The organism is Rhizobium sp. N324 (assembly GCF_001664485.1).
Taxonomy (GTDB): Bacteria; Pseudomonadota; Alphaproteobacteria; order Rhizobiales; family Rhizobiaceae; genus Rhizobium.
This window is the reverse complement of the sequence record NZ_CP013630.1, coordinates 838,965-858,860: the sequence shown is the minus strand read 5'-3', so window position 1 is coordinate 858,860 and position 19,896 is coordinate 838,965. Positions and strand designations below refer to the sequence as shown.

Genomic DNA, 19,896 nt, shown 5'->3' with positions numbered 1-19,896 from the left:
GGGCTAGGTAGGCTTCGCTGTTCGCATCTTCCGCGACATGCTGACGTGGGGGATTCTTTTTGGATCGAGTGGCGGATCGTCGCAATTGCGGACCTTGGTGCTGCTATTTGCTGCACATGTAGCTCAGATGGCGCTATCGCACCATATGGGCGGTTGTGCCATTCCAAATGTTCGATTTGATGTGGCAAATAAGCAGCAATTCGCGGTCAGAGCGTCGAGCTCTTGAGGGCGCCGCGCTGCGGTTTGCAGACTACTTCAGCATCTGCAGTGACAATTCGTTCGAAATAACGTTAGCCGAAACGACTTGCTCGAAAGCGATCCTACGTGGGGAGATGGTACGGTTGGGGGGTCTCGAACCTCCGACCTCAGGTGCCACAAGACTGTTGTCTGACGAAACCCCAAATTCCGGCCGTCACCAAACCAGTTGACAAGCCTCGAAGTTCCTCGGCATCATTTTCGTAACCTGCTGAATTTCCTAAGCATTGTCAACAATTAGGGCTGGTTCATTTCAGGGATGACTAATCTATAGCCCTCGTGTTTGTGGCGCTTGTCAACTCGTTTTGAACGGTATGGCGGCGGTATGGCAAGCCGGGGCGGCACGGAGACGGTATGGCGACGGTACGAGTAATCATTGACGAGAGGGTCATCAAAGAGGCCATTGCAATGGCTGAGACGGGTGAGACGCCGCCCGGAGGTATTCACATCTACAGTGATGCCAAAATGGAAGGTTTGAGGCTGGTCGTACAGAAAGGTCGAGCTTCATGGATCGTGAAGTACCGCGACTGGAGCAAGACTTTCGGCTACGCTTGGCCGAACAAGCGTAGGCACATCTCAGCAATCACTGCCGCTCGAGAGCTTTGCAAAGTGGTCAAGGATCTCCTCGATCACGACTCAGAGCAACTTGAGCCTTTTCTCGCATCGAAGTTCGTCGGACCCAAAAAGACGAACAAGGAAGCGCTCGATGAAATGCGGCCTGTAGTCCACACGTGGACGCTCAGGAAGTGCTTCGAATACATGATCGAAGCACGCACCAAACCGACGGCAAGGAAAAAGATCGGCAAACTCTACATCGAGGAACTCAATCGCACCCTCCGCCGCCCGGAGTTGTCGAAGTTCGTTGATCAGCCTGCTGCGCTGCTCAAGCGCGGCGACCTGGAAAAGATCCGCGATGATGTCGAAAACACAAGTGGAGTTTCCCCCAGCCTGAAGGCCCTGTCGAACATCAAGGGCGTGATGACATACTGTTGCACGCAGCGTTCGGGCGACTCCGGCCTCGATCAGACATTCATGTGGTGGCAGCACGTGACCTCAGACAGCGTTGTAAAGGCACGCGATCGGAAGCCGTCGGTGACCGACATCGCCAAGACCATCCGGCTTGCCACTGAGTATCTCGACAAGCCCCTACCCGGTCGACAGGATGGCAAACACGGCCTTCGTGACAATGTCTACTCAGCGTTCTGCTGGTTGACGATGACATGCCAGCGCGTCGAAGCCGCCCTCTCCCTCCGTCGCAGGGATTTCTATCCTGATCCAAACGAACCAGGCTGGTATCTGGCAGCATGGGGGGAAGGCGTCATGAAGGCAGGAAAAGCTCATGTCCTTCCGGTCCCTCCTCGGGCAGTCGAATTCATGATGCCGCTGCTTAAAGCGGCTCGGCGTTCGGATTCTGACTGGGCATTTCCATCCGAGCGCGCCACGGACGAGAACGAGATTCATGTAAACCGAAGCGCGCCGCTTGCGGTAGTTCGACGTCTCGCTGCAAAAGATGTCCTTAGCAAGGGGCGTAAACATGAGGCAGTGGATCTGCTGGCGCAGAACGGGATCTTGTTCTGGTCACCTCACGACCTTCGCCGGAGCCTGACTGACTGCATGGACGATGCTGGTATCCCGGGAGGAGCGTCTGCAATCCTAGCGCATGAGATCACACTTTCCCAAGGCCTTGGCGAAGATGCCATGACCGCCGAGCAGAAAGCGGAGTGGCATGAACAGCGTGTCGCGAAGATCACCAAGATGGCCTACGGCAATCCTCTCCACCTTGCCCTAAAGAAGAAGGCAATGCTCGCTTGGACCGACTCCGTCCTGGACGGATTGGAACGGCTGATGCCTGTGCAGGAGAAGTTCCTCGAAGCAGCCGAGTGATCCCTGCCCTACCCCAGTGCCCGATGCTTCAAACTCGTCGGGGACTGGGTGTCAGTTTTCAGTGTTTCACCGATGTCACGTCGGCATCATCCTCATCGGAACCAGCCGCCAGGTCCTTCATCATGTCGATGCCGGCACCGTAGTCCTGAAGGAAGTGCGCCATCGCTTCCTCCGCGCTGTCGAACAGAAACCCGACAGGATCCGCGCTCCACGCCATCGCATCGAGGACATACTCATGCTGCACGCAGCGCACTAGCGCGTTCTCGCCGGCACCGACAAGCTGTCCTTGGCGGCCGCAGCACTCACACGTCTGCAGCGACCGCGCGCGAGCCTTCTCCCGGATCCGCATCATCGAGCGCCACGGATGCGGCAGCTTGCGCTGCGGCGGCAGGTGGTCGTCCAGCGGCACGTCGCCGCTGACGTATGAGGCCGAGAGCTTCATCGCACCGCCGACGGTCTCGGAATTGCAGATCTCGAAGCACCACTGTTCCGGCAGCGCGGCCGCTTCTTCTATGGCCTCGGCGAGAATGTGCTGCCAGCCGTAAGCGACGGGAATATTCGACATTGTCCACCTTTTGGTCGGTTATTTTCGACATTAATCGTTTTTGCGTTCGGCCTGCTGCTTGATCCGGATCCGCTCGTATTCATCGTCGATGAGTCCACGGAGATACCCGTGCAGGAATTCCTCGTCTGATTCCGTCAGCGGCTGCACCGCGAGCGCGCGCCATCCCGCGACCTCGTCGCGAACGTAGCCGTCGAGATATTCGACTTTCACGGCGGCACCGTTGACCGCGTCTTGGATGTGCCATCCGAATTCGATCAAGAGTTCCTGCTCGCGGCCGCTCTTGCTCCAGGTGTCGTCATCGATCCGCATGCCGCGCGTGGTCGAGCGAAGCGGGTCGTTACTCTCGTCGATGACATGATGTTTCGGTCGCGGCCGCACGGGATCCATATCTCTGAGCAGCTCGGTGGTCTCAGGAGGATACTCGGATATCAGCGCCCGGCCCTTCGCGAGCAGGTCTTCGATGCGTCCGGCATCATCATTCCACGACCACGGATCCGCATGCATTCCGTCATCTTCGCGCATCTCGCCCATGATCGGCGCATGCTTGTCACAGACAGTCTTCAGCGAACCCCGACAGCCGCAGCCGACCGCTCTCTCCGCAGATCTCGCACATGCCGAGGCTGCGCAGCCGAACCTCCTCACGGAGGCGTTCGACTTCGGAGCGGCAGCCACGGGCGTCGTAGTCGCAGGCGATGTGAAGCACGCAACAGCCAAGCTTCTCCTTGCCGCCGGCAAGCCTAGCATGCCACGACTCCGGATACGTGCGGACGCGATCGGCTGCGTGCCGCAGCAGGCTGAGCCATCCCATGCCGATCGCGAAGTTGGCGTCGTCGGCGATCACATCGCCGTTGTCGTGGCGGAGCTTCGCGATTGTCGTCTCGCTTTCCTCAGCCAGCGCCGCGCGGATCCGCTTCCAGGCTTCATATCCTGCCTGCTCGCGAAGATATCCATGGTCTTCCGCCGTCAGCTCGGTGAGATACTCAAACGCGCCGGCGATATAGGATTCCCATTCCGCGTCGGCAAAATGCGTGTGATCGGCGGCGTAGTGCATGGCTGTTTCGATGATGCGGTCGAGATACGCCCCGCGCAGCCACTGTCTCCGTTGATCCGTGATCGTCATGCGCTCATCCTCTTCCCTAGCCGCACCCAACCCTCATCTGTCCGCGCCATCGCCTTGTCCCGATGCAGATACAGCAGCCGCGTCCAGATCGGCGAGCAGTCGTGATCTGGATGATAGACGGTCCCGCCGAGCTTCCACATCGCCGGCTGATTTCCGCTCTGGAAAAGCAAAAGGCTCCAGGGCTGCAGGATCGGCGCCATGGACAACTCTTCTTCGGTCGGCTCCGTTGCCAAGCAAATCCGAAACTCAGGCGGCGGGAGGAGCGCGCCTCCTGGAGACGAGAGTTCGAGCAGTCGGCGGCCGACGTGGAAGAGCGTCCCCGTGTACTTGACCAGCCACCAGCCAACGCGGCGACAAGTCACGTCGTCGGCAACCCAATCGATATCGAGAGCGAGTTCAATGTCCGGATCGCGCAGGATCGCTTCGCAGATGAGGAATTCGCGATCCATTGATTCGATGGAGATGTGACGCGGCACACCGAGCGAACGGCGGCGACGGCGAGATGCGAGTGATGTCGTGCTCAAGTCTTCTCCTCGATCTCAACGAAGGCATCGACGTCGGGGTCGTAGCGGTACCTCTTGCTATTTAGGTAGTACTCAAACTCACCGGCGCATGGCTCTGCATATTCACCGTGCAGTTCCGCATGGTCTTTGCAGACTGTGGTCAGATAGCCACGGCGATCACTGTAAACGCCCGGCGCACCGCAGTATTCACAAGTGTGGACACTGCGTGCTTCCGCAAGCATGTGAGCGTCGGAGATTTCCGGGGAGGACGCGGTCGCGTCTGAGTGGTCATATATACGTAGGCCGCCCAACTTTTCCTTTACCTGCCGAAGATTGTAGGGAACCCCCGGGGGCAGGAAGCGATCGACGACGGCAAAATAGGCATCGAGAATCGGAATCCATCCTTCGTGGCATTCGAATCCAAAGCGCTGCGGAATCAGGCGCGGGTATTTCGCTTTCAGCTCTTTGAACGTCATCGTCATCTGAACCTCTCTGGCGGCTCGCTCGCGATCATCAAATCCCGCTCTTCGTCATAGCGGTACCACTGGCCATCGCGGGTCTGCATGTAGCCGTACATTGGCCCTTGGTGCCGCGTCCCCCAAGACCGCTGATCTTCGGACGCATGGTCGTCGCACAGGCAGCGCCACCAAGCCATCCGTTCCGGCGGCGGTCGACGGACGTAGCCGCCGGCACCACAGATTTCGCAAACGTAGCTGCTTTTGATCTCCGCCTTGGCCTTGGCCATACGCGCAGCAGTGACCTCTGTGTCGCACCAGATTCTGAGGGTGCCGAATTTTTCTTTCAGCTCGTGTACGCAGAGACTCGGATCGTGCGGGAGCGCCTCCATCACGAATGCCTGGATCAGCGGCAGCCACCCGATGCCAACGTCGACCCAGCGTGCGGAGTCGAAAACGCCCGGGAAGTCCGCGCGGAGGTCATCAAGCTTGATCCTCGGGAAATCATGCATCGGCGGTCTCCTCTTCGCATTCGTCGCACGTGATTTCGCGACGTTCTCCGCGATCACGTCCGTGGTGAGAACCGCAGGACATGCATGTCGTCAGCGACTGCGTCACGAATCCCTGGACGAGACGGTCGAGGCGAAAGCGCTCTCCAGGATCTAGGCTGCTGTCGTCGCAACGCACGTGCAGCCAGCCTCGGTCGGAAGTCATCTCAGTGACGGCAACGTCGGGAAAGTGCTGCATCAACGCGAGATGCAGGTCGGTGATGAGATCCAGCCAACCCACAGGCAGCGGTGCGTACTCAATCATCGTCTTCTCCTTTCGCGATTTCCTCAAAGCGACGTTCGATGGCCCAGAACGAAATCTCAAGACAAAGCGCTTGCGCGCTGCTCGGATCGACTGCAGCCGTCAGCTTCTTATCGATCCAAGTGCGGCCTGCGGCGGTTGCGTAGATCCCGGTGATACGCACCTCGCGGTCGATGCCATCCTCGTGCATGACGCGCAGAAGACTCTCGAGCGCAGCAAACTGACGGTCGTGGAGACGGATTCGGTCACGCGGCGGAACGGCATCTCCGTGGCTGGCGACGAGGAATTCGTATTCGTCGTCAGTCATGTCGGTCTGCTTCCGAGAGGTCCATCTCCCAGTCCACCAGCAACTCGTCGAGCGCGCGCTTGTGCTCAACAGACAAGCTCTCGCGGAACTGGCGGACTACGGTTACCCAGCCGCGGTCGCGCGTCTCGATTCCAATAATGCGGACGGACTGCAGCAGGCCGCGCGCTTCGAGATCTGCATACATGCTCCAGAGCATCGGCTGCAGGCTCGGACGACAACGAAAGGATTCGAGAGATGGCACGGATGCGCCGAAAGCGGCGGCAAGTGATTGATACCACGCAGTTTCCACGGACATGATTGTCTCCTTGATCTCCGCGAAAGTCATCGGTGCGAAGTTTGTGTCCGGGCAGTCGACGCCGACGTCGCGGCTGCGCCCCATCGGCGGCAGCCCTCCATGGCTGTGGCCGAACAGATGGTACGAGCCGTGGTGCACAGCAGGCCAAGTTCGGCAGCCGTAATGATGCAGGTAGATCCTGGCGCCTTCGTCCGTGGTTTCGAGCGCAGCCGTCGGCGAGATGTCCCACGGAAGATCCCGGATCGTGTTCGCAACGCGGCCCTTGTTGTCGAGGTCATGGTTGCCGAGCACAAGAATCTTGCGGCAATTGATCGAATGGAACAGATGGCGGACGTAAGCCGGATCCGACGAGATCGCAAAATCTCCAATGATGTAGAGGATGTCGTCCTTTGTGACGCGCTCGTTGATGCGCTCGACGATGGCGCGATCCATGTCCTCCACGGTGTCGTATGAACGCGTAGCGGCGCGGTGGCGGAGGATGCCGTGATGGCCGAGATGAAGGTCAGCGGTGTAGAACTTGCGGGTGAAGGTCATGAGAAGACTCCAGGAAAAGACATGGGCTGACGGCTCCGCGCGAGGCGGATGTCAGGCTACGGCTATTCGGAGTCCTGCAATCATGTGGTCGTTTCCTTCTTTCAGGGTGTCATAGCAGGACCCGGAGGAGTTGTGAGCCCCTACGCTTCGCCCGGATGATGTCAAGGTAAGTTTAGTGCGATCGCACCGAGGTTGCATCTCTCCGTCGGTGATTGGCGGTATCCCGCCTCGCTTCCTCGGTTCTGATGATCTCCAGCATTGTCGTCTTCCGCGGCTGCCAGGTGGCCCTCGGACTCTCCTTCATGACCTCATCTTCCTTCGCCATCTCGACAAGCAGATCTACATATGAAGACCCACATTTCTTGTGTTCATCGGGAACGGGGCATACAGCGCCTTCAGGCGTGCTTCCCGTGTCCGAACTCACCGGAGCAGTAGGGAGGCACTCCTTGGTCATCTCAGGCCCATTCTCCCGCGCGGCCCCTAATGGGATGATCTGCAGAACATCGGTTCGTGCCGCCCGTGCCGTCTCGGGCTTGCGTCTCACTCGGTCGAAGCGGCTGTTCGAACGCATCGTCTTCGATCCTTCCTTCTTGATCTCCGTCTTCTGGGATGTCGTGTCGGCCTTTCCCTCCGCGCCTGCGGTCTTACGATTCCGGTTCTGAATCTTCTTACGAGTCCGATTGGATTCTGAGTCTGCCGCAACGGCACGGCAGGAGACGGGACAGGCCGAGGGGAGGACAGCTCCCTTATGTAGCGGACTCCGGCGAAATTCCTTTGTTTTTACACACGAATTCAGGATACGGGACACTCCATTTACATGGTTGTTGTAGTGACGTTCCATAGCCTCGATAAGTACCTCCTTACACGAGGACTGGACGATGAAGCTGTCGTGCACAGAAAGGCATGTGATCCCCTTCTTCAGCGTGATCTCGTTCAGGATGTCCGTGCAGATGGAGCTGTCGATCTTCTGAAGATGGATGCCAGCGTCGGTGTGGAAGTACTGCGCGATGCCCTGATGCTTCTCGATGATGGCCTCGATCATGTCGACGGCTTCGTAATATCCTCCGCTGACGTGCTCCGTCAGGGCATGGACCGCTTCGGAATAGCTGTCGGCGTTGATCAGGATGTTCAGGCCACGCTTGCATGCTTCGCGCTGGTCTCGATAGCCTGGGACGTCATATGCATCACCTTCCAGACGCAGCCCGGCGGCGTGGTAAAGCATCCCCGGGTGGAAAGTCTCGTAGTCTGCCTCGAACACGGCCTCGCCATAGATGACGATCTGCTTGCGGGCATCCTTCCCCAATGCTTGCCATGCTGCGCCGTAATAGCGGCCGCCCAATGTCCAGACATCTGAGAACACGCGATGGCATGCCCTGTTCGACAGGTCGACACCGTATTCGTGTCCGCGCTTCGAGACGTGGAAAACGACGTCTCCTTCACGGCGGCCACCGTGGAATTCGATGTTGGCCTCGGCGTAGTGCGCGTTGAGCTTCGTGAGCATATTGCGCATCCGAGAGGTGGCTTCGGTGTCCTTGTACGGCACGAGGCGCTTGTCGTCGCGACGACGGAGCCTGATCGACTGCGCCAGCTCCTTGTCCATCTTCGGCAGGACAATCTTCGATGCGCCGACGGCCGGCAGGAACCTCGACTGAAGCGTCCGCCCGTTTTCGTCCTTCCGCAGATGATCACCCGGCCGAGCCTTGATGTGGGCTTCAACCAGGGGGCCATCTAAAAGACGTTCCACGGCGCCAACCACGGTGCTGTAGCCAAAAGCGTCACCATAATAGACCTCCTGCCCCGGATACCACGACTCAGAGCGGCTGTAGGACATCCACTGTCCCGGCATCGTGCGGGCACTGGATATAATGCCTGAGGCGATCGAGGCGATCGCCTGACGGTCGCGCTTGGTTTTCCCCACGGGCAACGGAACTCCCGCTTCGACCATGCGGTCATAGTCGGCATGCATGTGCCATTGCAGGGCGCGATCTCTCTGAAACTCTATGCTGGTGGGGTTGTGCATTGCGATCGATCCGGATGTTTCTGAACGTCATCGAACGGGTCTCTTGGCGGACCCTTGCATCAATGGTTTGGGACATCCGGGCGCATCGCAAGCAGCAGGCGGCTGGCATGACAGTCAAAAAAATTGACGCGCGATGCATGCAACCGACTGCGTCAACAAACTTTTATTTTCATTGGCTTAGGAAGAACGCCTGCCGTCTTGTTGATCACGATTGCGAGTTGAGCAGCGGGCAGCGACAGGCCCAGCGGGGTGTCGTGGCAGCCAATGCTGTCACGAAGATTTTGGCATTATCCATCCAAGTCGAAGCATGGTTTTAGGGGATCTTTAGGCGGGAGTTTCTAGTTTGCGTCAGCAACCTACAGAGGCAGACATGGCAAATAAATTTTGGACTGACGGGAACTGGCCAATCGACTTCGGGACATACCGCTTCCTGGGCAGAGCGGTGCACGATATGGGGCGAGCACTGTTTGGTCATGAATGGACGGAGCAGGAACCAACCAGCGAGTTCCTGGGGACATTCAAGAGAACGCCGCCGTTCACTCGCGATGATCAGTGGGCAAACTGGCGGCTGGTTGAACGTCTGGTACCAGCCGATCTCACCCGTCCAATTCAGATGGCAACGCAATTGAACAAACCACCGGTCGCCTCGAGCGAAGTCTGGACTCACGCATCGGTCGAACTGGAAAAACGAAATGCTTCCTGGCGCCGGTATGAATCGACACGAAACGAGTTGCTCAAGCTCTTCCAGTCAGGAAAGATTCAAACTGCGACACGTCGTCATGAGGGTGGGGAAATCGTGCGGATCGACCAGTGGCAATGGAACAGCGAAGATCTGTTCTACCGTTTCGAATGCGGCAAGATGGACACCGACAATCCTTTTGCTCCTGTTGAAGATTACAAATCTTCGAGCCTAGAGTGGATATTCGTGGACGCTGAGGATCTCCGGTCCAACCTCCCCAATTTCTTCGCCACTGAAGAAAAACCTCAAGGCTCGTACCAATCCGAGCTCTTGCGATTTGTGATTTCCTTCAACGATGAACATTCCGATTTCGTTCAAAACCGCAACAAGAAGGACGTCCAAACGCGCCTACATCAAATATGGAAAAAACGATTTCCCAACGTCACATTACCAACTGAGACAGAGAAGGCGATGGCTGTCGTACTTCGCAATTTAGATCAGCAAAAAGGGCGCGGTGCTGCGGCTGCGCGATCTCGTCAGATCAAAGTTTAGCGAATTTGGTAGCTCGGTTGCCGGGATGCTCCGTATCCAGCGCCCGTAAGCCCACCGCCCCCTGCGGTGGGCCTTGCCGCGGCCGAAACGAACATGCACTCCTTCCTGTCTATGATTGCCGCCATCGCACAAACTTGTGACAAAAAAAAATCATTCAGAATCATTGATTTAGATCTACCATTAACCATAACTTCGAAGTTGCGGTAAACCATCGTAAAGGTCCTGACGATCGCTTTCACATGCAATCGTCTGCCAGACGTCTCTCCGTCAACGGCGCCACATCCGGCCCTAAGGTAAGGAGCAGACATGACATACCTCACGACATCATCCGCCATCGGTTCGCTGCCGCGCAACACAGTCGGTTTCAAAGTTACACAGCGCACAGAAGCCGAACAGCCGGCTATTTTGGATGCGCCGATCTTCCTTGCGCCCGAGCGTGGCGACCCGCTCACTCGTTATATCGAATGCGTGCCCTGCGTTGACTACGAAACGCTCACGCCCTCGCAGCGTGATGGCGTACAGTTGGGCAAGAATGTCGTCGAGGCGTATTGGAAAGCAATTCAATCCTATCCTCTACTGTGCGCTCCGCATCAGTGGCCCATGGTCCGCTGTATTCTGTCTGCGCTGACTGTGCGGGATATCTTCCATGCCATCGGCCGCGCGGACGCATCCGTTGCTCCTGTTGGCGTAAAAATGGTTCGCATGCACGCAGGACATGATCTCAACGTTATGGTGCTCGGCGATCCTGGGGCACCCGTAAAACACAACATGTGGAATGCTCACATGGTGGTACAAGTGGGAAACATCATCTTCGATCCCACCCATGGCCAATTGCAGCGCCCTTGGAACGCAGCACCTGATGCCTTGGCGGTAGCTTGCGCGCGCGAACGTGCTCCTAAAGTCTCACTCCAAGAAATGGGCAAGGCAAACGTCGTTGCTGACTACCGTTATTCGCGAGACGGTTATGATTTTGCTGTGACTTATTTCAAACTGACACGCTCCGTCGTTGAACGCACGCGCGACTGGTACGACAGACCCGACGCACGTCACGAGCGCCGCCAGCCGATCGTAAAAGCGGCTTTGGAAATCCTGCGGGGAACTTTGTCCGAGGGTGGCACTCTCAAAGTGGCTTAAAGAACTGATCGCCGGACGAGGTGACGAATGGAAAACCACGGCTTTTCGGCAGTTCTCGCCGAGAAGCCGTGCCTGATCAACGCCACGACCGTCTGGATACCACTTCCTCACGCGGCGATGATGTCTGACAGGCTGCTTTGCGCCCGCATTCCAGTTGTTCACGCTGCGCCGAGTGTTCCCAAAAGCGGTCATCAGATTGACAGCGGAGATGTCTCAAACTGGGGTGGTTAGCGGACCGTTTCAACAGCGACTGCCAACCGCTTCGTTGCGCAAGAAGCGGTCACTGGTCTAAATGGAAGAACGTGTTGCGCGGTCCAGAGCCTTGGTCGGCTGGCGCTAAAACCTGCGCGGGGCATCGGGCGAAGTATCCGTTCTGGGGCAATTATAGCGGGGATAGGTGGGCGCCTTGCTGCGCCGAGTTGGATTAGCTGCTTGACGGCAAGTCCAGCGCGATTGTCAGGTTGGTGCCGAGCCTCGAGGTGCCTAACACAAAAAGCACTTGATTGTCTTGCGTGGTGATTGAGAGTTCGAAGGCTATCCAGAAGGGCAGCAATGCGCTAAGGGCCGTGATTACCGTCTCTGGGTCAATGGCGCGCGCGCTTGCATGTTCCTGAGTAATCTCGGTTGAGAAAGACCAGCAGAGGTGGGCATCAACGACCCCTTCCTCCGTCAGCATTTTGGTTCCGAGCGTACTGCTGTTTAGCCGGAAAGATGTCCCTTCCTCAACCGCAGTTGCCTTAGCCCGCAGCGAGAACGTGACGCGCTCGACGCCGACCCCAAGTCTGTCGGCCAGCCAGTGCCTGACTGCGTCTGGAGTGCGAAGGCTTACGTGGCCCGGATACGACAACGCAAAGGTCGCGGCCTTGAGCATCCGCAAGTGCGGGTGATCATGCGGATCAAACCAGCGGTCGCTCATCCGCCAGCCTCGACATGAACCTTGATCGGAGCATCCGTGGTCGCGACGCTAGCGATCGCTGTTGCCAGCAACCGCTCCAGCGAGGCGACGTGATCGGTGGGAAATTCGTCGACGATCGTCACTATCACGTAGTGTATCACCTGCGCACCCGACATGGATCCAGAGCAAGTGTCTACACCGAGCCGTGTCTCGAACCTCAGGCTGCTGAAGCGGAGATCCAGTCCGAACGGGTTCAACGCGGCGAGGAAGGTGCTCAAATCCTGCTTGTTCGTGACCTCCATGGATAGGCAGTCGGCGGAAAATGGCCACTTATAAGCTTTGCGCGCGGGGTCGAACAACACAGAATCTATCTCTACACCGTCTATTGGTGCCGACCAGGTAAGGTCTTCAGCGTCCGCTAGGTCCGGGCAAATCCGCAGCTTTACCTTCGCTGTTCTAGCCACCAGCTTCGAGGATCGAACCACAATTCGATTGCCGTCCCACTGATACTCCCACGACGGATCGCGGTTCGGTCCGTTCGAGCGCCGCTCGATCACCATACTGTCGATCGATACTTCACGGATGTCGGGCTGTGTCCAGAAATCTTTCCTAGGTCCAGTCGTCGTTGCGGGGAGTTGAATATACGCAGCCCCCTCGGCCGTTGCCGGTGTCACGTCCAGCGTATAGTCTGAGATCGTTTCCCCAACGCAGACGAGAAAGGGATTGGTCCGCAACGTCGGCAAGGCGGTGCCAACGCCTACTATTGAAGCAACATTCCTTATCCGGAAGCGAACCACTTGAGTTGGTGATTTTTCGGCTACCTGCAGTTGGTTCGAGGGGATGGCAACCACGTATCGAGCGAAGAGCGAAGCCATCGGACCTGCGCTTCGGCGCCGATAGAAGGGAATGTCGATCGGCCGGAACGCGAGCCCCTCCCCGCTCTCTGGCGTCCACTCGGTCGCGACAAGCAGATCTCTGATCTTCCGATAGTAGTTTTCGTCCGCGCCACTGCGCTCCACCCATAGAAAGACATCCCGGTCCCGCGCGGAACATCCAGGAACCGTAACGACGATGTCACTGCCGGCGGTTTCCATCGTGGCAGTACCTTGGAGCCAGGCGGTAGGACAGCAGGTCTTGTCCATCTCGAATTCGAACGCCGAGGTCCCTGGCGTCGCTTGCGTAAGCAGTCGCCCGCTGCCTTGCTTTAACAACCATGCCACGTCGCCCTTATCGCTGCGGGCCAACACGACCCGAGCGACCAAAGGGGCAGCTTGATCGAACAGTCGGCGGCGAAGCGCGTTGAATGCTCCCTGTGCATGCGGCAGCGCGCTTTCCGGTCGATCGTGCCAGACCGCAGCCATGAAACTGTCGAGAAAAGCGATATCTCGGCCATCGATCGTAGGCGTGCCGTTAAGAAGCCGCATCCGATCGATGATGGAAAACACAAACGCCGCGCGTCCTACCTCGAAGTCGTTCATTTTCTCTTGGCTTCAATAGCGTTTCCACTGAGGTTTATTTGATCGGCCTCTACGCTGAACCTTTCGCTCACAATGGTAACCTTGGTTCCGTTGATCGCTATCGCGCCGTCTTTGTCGATCCGCATGGTCACGTTATGCTCTCCATATCCGATCAGGACACTCTCGCTTCCCTCGCGCTCGGTGAAATGTACGGTGGCTCCGCCTGAGCTCACGAGCATCGCGTCGGGTTTGGCTGCGCTCTGCTCCATCTTAGGAGGATGCTTCGAGTGGGAAAGAACGCCGAGGAAAACAAGGCGGGGTATTGATGGATCGCCTTCGAGGGCAAGCAGCACCTGCGCGCCCACCTGGGGTAGCCAGAACGGCCCGGAGCCGCCCCCTCCACCAGGAGTAGTCCACTGCACGAGGACGCTCTCGTGCGCCTGCTGCCATGGGAGTCTGGCCACAATCCAGCCTGGAGGTGGTTGAGTTTTTGCCTCGGCAATTGATGCAAGAAGCATAGAGGGGCCGGCAGTCTCAAAAGCACCCTTCGGGATCCGGACAAACTCGTCCTCGTTCGTCACCGACACCCTAGACACTACGATCCCGCTCCGAAGCTTTCGAGACACTTTGACGATGCCGCCGGTTGGCAAATGGCCACCGTGACCGGCAACAGTCTGCCCCAGGAAGACGTCACCTCGCCTAATGGCGACCCGCGTTGTGACGATTGGTTCAAGGCTCTTCCTACGGTTGGCCAAAACCTTCGATATGTACCCTTCCTCATCCATGTGGGGACTCTGCTCGAAGACAGGCCCCTTAATCAAAGAGTTCCCCTCGCCATCTACGACTCTCGCGATTGCCTCACCGTCTATAAGCGTTGTGGTTTCGACAGCAGTAGGCGCCACCGCACCCTTGGCGAGCGTCTCCTCTGGAACGACGTCGCTCTCTTCAAAGAAGGCCTCTCCGCCTTCCGGCCGATCGCAGATCAAGATACTGCCGTCGGGGCGATCAATGAGGACAAAGCCGAAGCTACGGGCCAGCCCGCTGATGAAGGCGTGATCGGTTTGGTCGAGCTGGAGCAGGATCGGCACCTTGTCCGCACCGTTCCGAATTGTGACGTCGGGGTCGAGCCCAGCGGCATTAAGTAAATCCTCAACTGCTTCGACCGGCGCAGTGTTCGACCACGCCCGCCTCGATCTGCGCTGGGTGAGCCGCCAGCTTGGTCCGACACAGATCAGCCTCGTATGTGTGCGTCGACTGCGCACGCTTGCGATGTCAAGCGTTTCGGACCAGTCGGCATCCGCGCCTGTCCAGTTAATGGTGGCCTGCTTGCCAACCCATTCGGCAACAAAGTCGCGCGGCGAACCCACGTCGTGCCGGAAGGTTACGCGTGCCTTTGACGGGCGCCCCAAGATGTGACGGTACGAATAGCGATCTACAAAATAGTCGGTGCCATCGATCACTATAGACAGCGGCATTGCTGTGCGTCCTCTCGCGTACTAGCCCGCGGCTTGAGGAGGACCGTAGCGGAGTTCAGCTCCCCCGCCGTTGACATCCGTTGAGGTAACCCTGGCTAAAACCAATAGCCTCTCAAGGGCGTTAGTGGCGGCGCTCTGCGACAACGACCATCCGACCGCTGTTCCCTCTTCGATGCTCCACGATTCAACCGTCCCATCTTGGATAGAAAGCTCGAAAGATGCCGTCAGTGCGTTGGCGTCGGCATTGTCTGCCAGCACAGAGTCGAAAAACTCGCTCCCGGGGTTTACGGCGAAATCTCGTTCGAACTCAAACTCCGTTACAGCCAAGCTGTCCGAAGCAGTGTCGTTGTTTGCGTCGAAAGGAACGTGCGCCCCGACGCGTGCCAGGCGGACACTGCCGAACATTAGCTCCGAGCCGGCAACAGTGAAATTCTCAATGGCCATGGTGTTCGATCCTAGTCATTAAAAAGAGGAACGTCGCGTTTGAATTCCATACCCGCAACTGGGTTGGTCATGCGCATGACGCCCGCTGCGCCGCTGATCGTTTCTTTCGACGGATTTCCTAGCGTCGCAACAACGCTCGTGATTTTAAGATCATTAAGCTCGATTACACATAAATCGCCACCGCCCTGAGTGAAGGTTAGTTCCATTGACGCCGCTTCGTCGAGTTTGGTCAGGGCATCGTACGGAGCAATTGACGCGTCGTCGGGATCACCTAGGTCCCGCTCGATAAGTACATGAGCGACAGTATGGAACCCGTGAACCTTTCCGTCTGGGCCGTACGCCCGATCCAGGCTGACACTCATTGCCGACACCCCGGTGAGCTCAGTACCATTAAGGTCGACTTTCATTACGTCGTCTCCTCTTCAATCGCTCACTAAGTTGAGTTTCCCGTCTTTCTTCTCGTATTCCTGTGGTAGCGACGCCCTCACATCGACTTCAACGCCACGAACTACCGGTTTATACTTCACGGTTAGCTGAGTATTCAACTTATCGCTTGTGGCGGTTCTAAGAATTTCGAATTGACAATCGTCAATGATATCCATTTTGATCATGGTATTGACCAGTTCTTTGACAGTATTTGTTGCGTCTCGAATCGTGTTTTTGTCAGAGAATGGCTTGTTCTGAAATTGATCGCGAACAACTTGCGCAACCGATTTGAAGATCAGATTCTCTACACGAACCACCTCCTGGCTCTCGAAGTAGCGATCAGCCGAAGGTGTAGGTGAACTGTCCTTGGCCTCGTAGAGATTGAAGACGCCGCTGAAGTAATAGACAGGCACCGCATCTCGACGCTTCAAAACAAAGTTGACCCTGGGGATCAATCGAGATCCATGACCCGTCAGTTCCTCTGGAAAGTCGCTTCGGTCCAGCTCAAACGCGAACCCTTTGAGGCGTCCGCGGGATCGCCATTCGGTTAGGGGGCTATCCTCCGTAAGAAGGGGCCATTCATGAGTAGTTGGACTCTTCGCCGTATAGCCGTCGCGGGGATTCCGGTCCGCGTCGATTTGGCGATCCGCATAGAGAACGGCGGCGGGCAGATAGAGGGGCGTTGCATCGTAAAAATCTTCGCCCTGCCGAAGGATCGCGGGATTGGAATAGAGGCTGACGTAGCGCCACCGCGTGTTCGAGGTCTTCGTGAGAGCCGCCCACGCACCGCTTTTGAATGCTGCTCTCACATCGGCCACGCTCGTGAAATCGAGCGATGCCAAAGTAACAACACGGTGCCGTTCCGAATGGTCAGCAATATTCTTCAGGTCGTAGGGGGACTCTACGGGCTCGGCGAGAACCACTCGCGACGCACTCACCCCCAGTTGCAGACCCGTAAGCGGAACGACCGCCTCTGCGAACAGGCGATCAGCCAGCGAAGTTGCGTCACCGGTCTTGAACTTGCCTGTTGATAGTCGATCGGAGAGCCCTCGGAGCAGCCATGTTGACGAACAGCCAATTGCGCGAAGCCGCGCGCCAGCCGGCTTATCAGCCGACCGGAACAGGGCCGCAACTGACGTCCAGTTCCTTTCGAGAGGGCGCTGTCGTGACATGAGCGACGACATGACCCTTTTCCGAGAGTCATCGAGCTCCGCCTTCTTATTGGCCAGCGCATTTTCCCATGAGGACCCGGCACTCCTTGCGACCTCCAGTGCCGCACGAAGCGCCCTAAGACGACCGATGGCGACAGTGTGAGCGCTGATCGCGTTGTTTACCCCTTCATTTTGATCAGCATTAAAGGCCTTGGCTCTTGCAAGGCCTCTCAGATCGCGCTCGCTTAGGCCGGAGTCGCGGGCAAGGCCGACATTTGGGATCGATCGACTTGGGATCTCCCCGAGTATAGCGACAGCGCCACCCCTGCCGAGCGGGCCGCGTTGCTCTCGCTGTTTGGGCAATACTTTCTCTGGTTCGTCGTTCATCTACGCAGCCGACTCGTAGCGTTCAATGATTTCATCGATCCGTGCCAGTTGCGCTTCGATCGTCGCGGGCCCAGCTTCCACGACCTTCCGCCACTCCTCCACCGAAATGATTTCGTCGATTGCATCGAGCTCAAGCGCTTGCTGCAAGAGAGGATAGTACTCCACCGAGTTGGGGTCAGCCGCTTCGGTATTCGTAGCGTTCAGCGCGACAACACCAGGATCGAAGGACCGCAGCATCTGGTATGGCTCGGTCTCCCCATCAGTTACCCCATACCTAACCGATAGAACCAAAGGCTTCCCCGAGTTATCGCCGATTAATTCGACGGACGCCTTCGTCTCTACGACGGGGTGATAGTGATCGACATATTCGCCGAAAGATGCCGCCTCGAAAGGCTTCGCGAGCTCTTCGTCTCCGGGAGCGAAATCTTCCCGAGAACTGTCCTCGGGAACTCCGTCCAAACGGCCAACGAACACCGTTCTATCTTGAGGCACCAATTCTGCCATGATCAAGACCCCTCTACACGAAATACGCCGTCAACCCAGTCGATGCTAATTTCCCCCGCAAGTCCAAGGACAGCGATCGAGGCATTCTTCAACTGTGCAACTATAAAGTCAATTCGCTCTCCGCTGGGATACTCCTTAAAGATATCAGTCATGCGCGCCATTGCTCGGGCGCTGAGCATCAGCTCAACTTCTCGCCCGAGCCGACGCGAGATATCGGCGGAGAACCGTGCTGCTGCTCGTTTGGCAGCGGCAGGCGCATCTTCCACGCGAAGTTCGCGCAAGGTAATGATGCCCCCAAAGCGCGCGGCAAGCGCCTCATAGAAGAGATCGCCTTTGTCCGCGACCTCTATGGCGATGATGCAGTTTGCAGCCAATACTCGCTTACCGCGGGTGTCTTCGATCCATCCCCGCCTCAATAAATCCAGCAGTCGGGAGCGCACGTCGGAGGTGGCCAGGTGGAGATTCTCGATATGGACGAACGCGCTTGGATAGCGATCGAGCAACTCGGTAAACTTCCCGCCTTCATCGTGGCCAACGATGCCGACGGGCGGACCCACCAACTGGCTGATGCTTCCCGGTTCCGAGAAGTTCCGCATATCGAAACTGAGGACGTGATCGCTGTCGGGCACCAGCGCCCTCGCCGCCCCAGCTAGTAGAGCCGATTTCCCGCTTCCACTAGGCCCACCGACCAAGAGCAGTGCCCTTGCGCCGTCCGCCCTACCGACGTTCCAGAAGAACTGTCGCTCCAGGCTGGAGATAACTTGGTCAATGGCCGCTTCTTGTCCGATCAATGTGTTGTTCAGCATGCCCCTCAACCGCGGCCCGACAGGGTGGGAGCTGCTGTCATGTCGCAGGTAGTCCAGCGGAAGTCGCGCCATCTGCGCGAAGGTCAGATCAACGAAGTCTGGGGGAACCCGCTTCTTGCGGGCGAGCTTCGCTGCAGATCCAACGCGATCGAGGAGCTTAATCGCCTTGTCGGGAAAGCTGCGCCCACCGACGAACCGGTCGGTTAGTTCAACGATGCGTTCCCTCGCCGCGGGCAGTATCGAAACGCCGTGAGCCTCTTCGAATCGGGGCGCAACTCGCTCCAATATCGAGTTTGTCGCCTTGGCCGAAGGCTGGTCGAGATGGAGGAGCTGAAAGCGCCGCACAAACGCGCTATCCGGCTCGACGTGCCTGCGGAACTCGACATAGGTGGTGGCCCCAATCATTCGAAGGGCGCCGCGCGCCAGTGGCGGTTTCAGTAGGTTCGCTGCGTCGATGCGTGAATTCGATCCGCTGGCGCCCATCAGCAGGTGAACTTCATCGACAAATAGAATGTCGTTCGTGTTGCCGCAGAATGCGAGCACAGCCCGCATGTTGTCTTCGAATTCACCGGGGAACCGGCAGATGGCAAGCATATGCCCGAGGTCCAGCTCGAACACTCTTCGCTTGCTCAGCGCCGACAGTTTGTCCGACGCGATAGACAGGGCGAGGGTCTCAACCAAGGCGGTCTTTCCCACGCCCGGATCGCCGATGAGCATCACATTGTTTGCGCGCATCTGGCAGAGAATAACGGCCAGTTCCCCGAGCTCCGAATCTCGTTCATAGGCCATCGAAAGTCGCTTGAGCGTGTCCGGTGCCGTGAGTTCCGTGAGGAATTCTGGTTTGGCGGCCCCAGCGGATTCGGCCACGATCTTTTCTGACGGAACGCTCAGCGAGAATCGCTCGCGCGCTTGGCGCAATGGAGCATCGGGCCCCTCGACGAGTGCCTTGAGAAATGCTTGGACACTTCCGCCTGCCTCGTCAGATGCCCGCAACACCACCGGGTCCAGCTCGGTGGCGGTCGCTGCTGGTTGTGCCGGCCTCAAATCAAGTTGCGAGTTAAGCCAAGCCAGATAGTCGTCTTTTTGCCGCTGGGAAGACTGGCTCGTAAGTAAGGGCGGCGATAGGCGAAGATCGGCGAGGGCGATGTGCTCCGGCCCCACCAGCCTATGCCGACGGGCCACCGCCTCCCGCTGGGCCTGCTTTACCAAAGCCACGAGTTGCGAGGGCAGGGCCATGG

The 19,896-nt window shown here is 57.8% G+C and carries 22 protein-coding genes; 4 read left to right on the top strand and 18 right to left on the bottom strand.

Features of this window, described 5'->3' with window-relative positions; all coding sequences use genetic code 11:
• Nucleotides 1-609: 609 nt before the first annotated feature.
• A complete protein-coding gene (locus AMK05_RS04115) occupies nucleotides 610-2,139 on the top strand; it encodes a tyrosine-type recombinase/integrase (protein WP_064836771.1) in 1,530 nt (509 codons plus the stop codon).
• A 58-nt stretch (nucleotides 2,140-2,197) separates the two neighbouring features.
• Here the strand turns inward: AMK05_RS04115 and AMK05_RS04110 are convergent, their stop codons facing one another.
• The 10 genes from AMK05_RS04110 to AMK05_RS04065 all read right to left on the bottom strand — a co-directional run bounded on the left by AMK05_RS04110 (nucleotide 2,198) and on the right by AMK05_RS04065 (nucleotide 8,748).
• Entirely contained in the window at nucleotides 2,198-2,704 is a 507-nt protein-coding gene (locus AMK05_RS04110; protein WP_064836768.1) for a hypothetical protein, read from the bottom strand.
• Between the two features lie 30 nt (nucleotides 2,705-2,734).
• The gene (locus AMK05_RS04105) at nucleotides 2,735-3,235 is read right to left on the bottom strand and encodes a hypothetical protein (RefSeq protein ID WP_064836767.1); all 501 of its coding nucleotides are present in this window, start codon (nucleotides 3,233-3,235) and stop codon (nucleotides 2,735-2,737) included.
• A gap of 16 nt (nucleotides 3,236-3,251) precedes the next feature.
• Nucleotides 3,252-3,824, bottom strand: coding sequence for a hypothetical protein (locus AMK05_RS04100; protein WP_064836765.1), 573 nt, complete (start codon nucleotides 3,822-3,824; stop codon nucleotides 3,252-3,254).
• Nucleotides 3,821-4,348 carry a hypothetical protein gene (locus AMK05_RS04095; RefSeq protein ID WP_064836763.1) on the bottom strand — a complete coding sequence of 176 codons (528 nt, stop codon included), beginning with the start codon at nucleotides 4,346-4,348 and terminating at the stop codon, nucleotides 3,821-3,823. The genes AMK05_RS04100 and AMK05_RS04095 overlap by 4 nt, the downstream gene beginning before the upstream one ends.
• Nucleotides 4,345-4,809, bottom strand: a complete 465-nt coding sequence (locus AMK05_RS04090; protein WP_094447727.1) for a hypothetical protein — start codon at nucleotides 4,807-4,809, stop codon at nucleotides 4,345-4,347. Before AMK05_RS04090 ends, AMK05_RS04095 begins: the two co-directional genes overlap by 4 nt.
• On the bottom strand, nucleotides 4,806-5,294 hold the full coding sequence (locus AMK05_RS04085) for a hypothetical protein (RefSeq protein ID WP_064836758.1): 489 nt from the start codon (nucleotides 5,292-5,294) through the stop codon (nucleotides 4,806-4,808). The genes AMK05_RS04090 and AMK05_RS04085 overlap by 4 nt, the downstream gene beginning before the upstream one ends.
• Nucleotides 5,287-5,595, bottom strand: a complete 309-nt coding sequence (locus tag AMK05_RS04080; protein WP_064836756.1) for a hypothetical protein — start codon at nucleotides 5,593-5,595, stop codon at nucleotides 5,287-5,289. The genes AMK05_RS04085 and AMK05_RS04080 overlap by 8 nt, the downstream gene beginning before the upstream one ends.
• On the bottom strand, nucleotides 5,588-5,899 hold the full coding sequence (locus tag AMK05_RS04075; protein WP_064836754.1) for a hypothetical protein: 312 nt from the start codon (nucleotides 5,897-5,899) through the stop codon (nucleotides 5,588-5,590). The genes AMK05_RS04080 and AMK05_RS04075 overlap by 8 nt, the downstream gene beginning before the upstream one ends.
• Nucleotides 5,892-6,728: a hypothetical protein gene (locus AMK05_RS04070; protein WP_064836752.1), complete on the bottom strand. Its 837-nt coding sequence runs from the start codon at nucleotides 6,726-6,728 to the stop codon at nucleotides 5,892-5,894. The genes AMK05_RS04075 and AMK05_RS04070 overlap by 8 nt, the downstream gene beginning before the upstream one ends.
• A gap of 172 nt (nucleotides 6,729-6,900) precedes the next feature.
• On the bottom strand, nucleotides 6,901-8,748 hold the full coding sequence (locus AMK05_RS04065) for a hypothetical protein (protein WP_064836750.1): 1,848 nt from the start codon (nucleotides 8,746-8,748) through the stop codon (nucleotides 6,901-6,903).
• Nucleotides 8,749-8,762: 14 nt separating this feature from the next.
• On the opposite strand from AMK05_RS04065, the gene AMK05_RS04060 reads away from it, so the two are divergent.
• From AMK05_RS04060 to AMK05_RS04045, 3 genes are all read left to right on the top strand, one after another.
• Nucleotides 8,763-9,065: a hypothetical protein gene (locus AMK05_RS04060; RefSeq protein WP_064836748.1), complete on the top strand. Its 303-nt coding sequence runs from the start codon at nucleotides 8,763-8,765 to the stop codon at nucleotides 9,063-9,065.
• Between the two features lie 53 nt (nucleotides 9,066-9,118).
• Nucleotides 9,119-9,979, top strand: a complete 861-nt coding sequence (locus AMK05_RS04055) for a hypothetical protein (protein ID WP_064836747.1) — start codon at nucleotides 9,119-9,121, stop codon at nucleotides 9,977-9,979.
• A 306-nt stretch (nucleotides 9,980-10,285) separates the two neighbouring features.
• Nucleotides 10,286-11,113 carry a hypothetical protein gene (locus AMK05_RS04045; RefSeq protein WP_064836743.1) on the top strand — a complete coding sequence of 276 codons (828 nt, stop codon included), beginning with the start codon at nucleotides 10,286-10,288 and terminating at the stop codon, nucleotides 11,111-11,113.
• A gap of 424 nt (nucleotides 11,114-11,537) precedes the next feature.
• Here AMK05_RS04045 and AMK05_RS04040 read toward each other — a convergent pair whose 3' ends face one another.
• Genes AMK05_RS04040 through AMK05_RS04005 form a run of 8 tightly spaced genes read right to left on the bottom strand, consistent with a single transcriptional unit; the run spans nucleotide 11,538 to nucleotide 19,894 of the window.
• Nucleotides 11,538-12,029 carry a hypothetical protein gene (locus AMK05_RS04040; RefSeq protein WP_064836741.1) on the bottom strand — a complete coding sequence of 164 codons (492 nt, stop codon included), beginning with the start codon at nucleotides 12,027-12,029 and terminating at the stop codon, nucleotides 11,538-11,540.
• A complete protein-coding gene (locus AMK05_RS04035; RefSeq protein WP_064836739.1) occupies nucleotides 12,026-13,486 on the bottom strand; it encodes a hypothetical protein in 1,461 nt (486 codons plus the stop codon). Before AMK05_RS04035 ends, AMK05_RS04040 begins: the two co-directional genes overlap by 4 nt.
• Nucleotides 13,483-14,940, bottom strand: coding sequence for a contractile injection system protein, VgrG/Pvc8 family (locus AMK05_RS04030; protein WP_064836737.1), 1,458 nt, complete (start codon nucleotides 14,938-14,940; stop codon nucleotides 13,483-13,485). Before AMK05_RS04030 ends, AMK05_RS04035 begins: the two co-directional genes overlap by 4 nt.
• Nucleotides 14,941-14,961: 21 nt before the next feature.
• Nucleotides 14,962-15,384: a hypothetical protein gene (locus AMK05_RS04025; protein ID WP_064836735.1), complete on the bottom strand. Its 423-nt coding sequence runs from the start codon at nucleotides 15,382-15,384 to the stop codon at nucleotides 14,962-14,964.
• A gap of 11 nt (nucleotides 15,385-15,395) precedes the next feature.
• Nucleotides 15,396-15,791 carry a hypothetical protein gene (locus tag AMK05_RS04020; protein ID WP_064836733.1) on the bottom strand — a complete coding sequence of 132 codons (396 nt, stop codon included), beginning with the start codon at nucleotides 15,789-15,791 and terminating at the stop codon, nucleotides 15,396-15,398.
• Between the two features lie 15 nt (nucleotides 15,792-15,806).
• Nucleotides 15,807-17,348: a hypothetical protein gene (locus AMK05_RS04015; protein ID WP_064836731.1), complete on the bottom strand. Its 1,542-nt coding sequence runs from the start codon at nucleotides 17,346-17,348 to the stop codon at nucleotides 15,807-15,809.
• Nucleotides 17,349-17,852, bottom strand: a complete 504-nt coding sequence (locus AMK05_RS04010; protein ID WP_064836729.1) for a hypothetical protein — start codon at nucleotides 17,850-17,852, stop codon at nucleotides 17,349-17,351.
• Between the two features lie 2 nt (nucleotides 17,853-17,854).
• Nucleotides 17,855-19,894, bottom strand: a complete 2,040-nt coding sequence (locus AMK05_RS04005; protein WP_064836727.1) for an AAA family ATPase — start codon at nucleotides 19,892-19,894, stop codon at nucleotides 17,855-17,857.
• Between the last annotated feature and the right edge of the window lie 2 nt (nucleotides 19,895-19,896).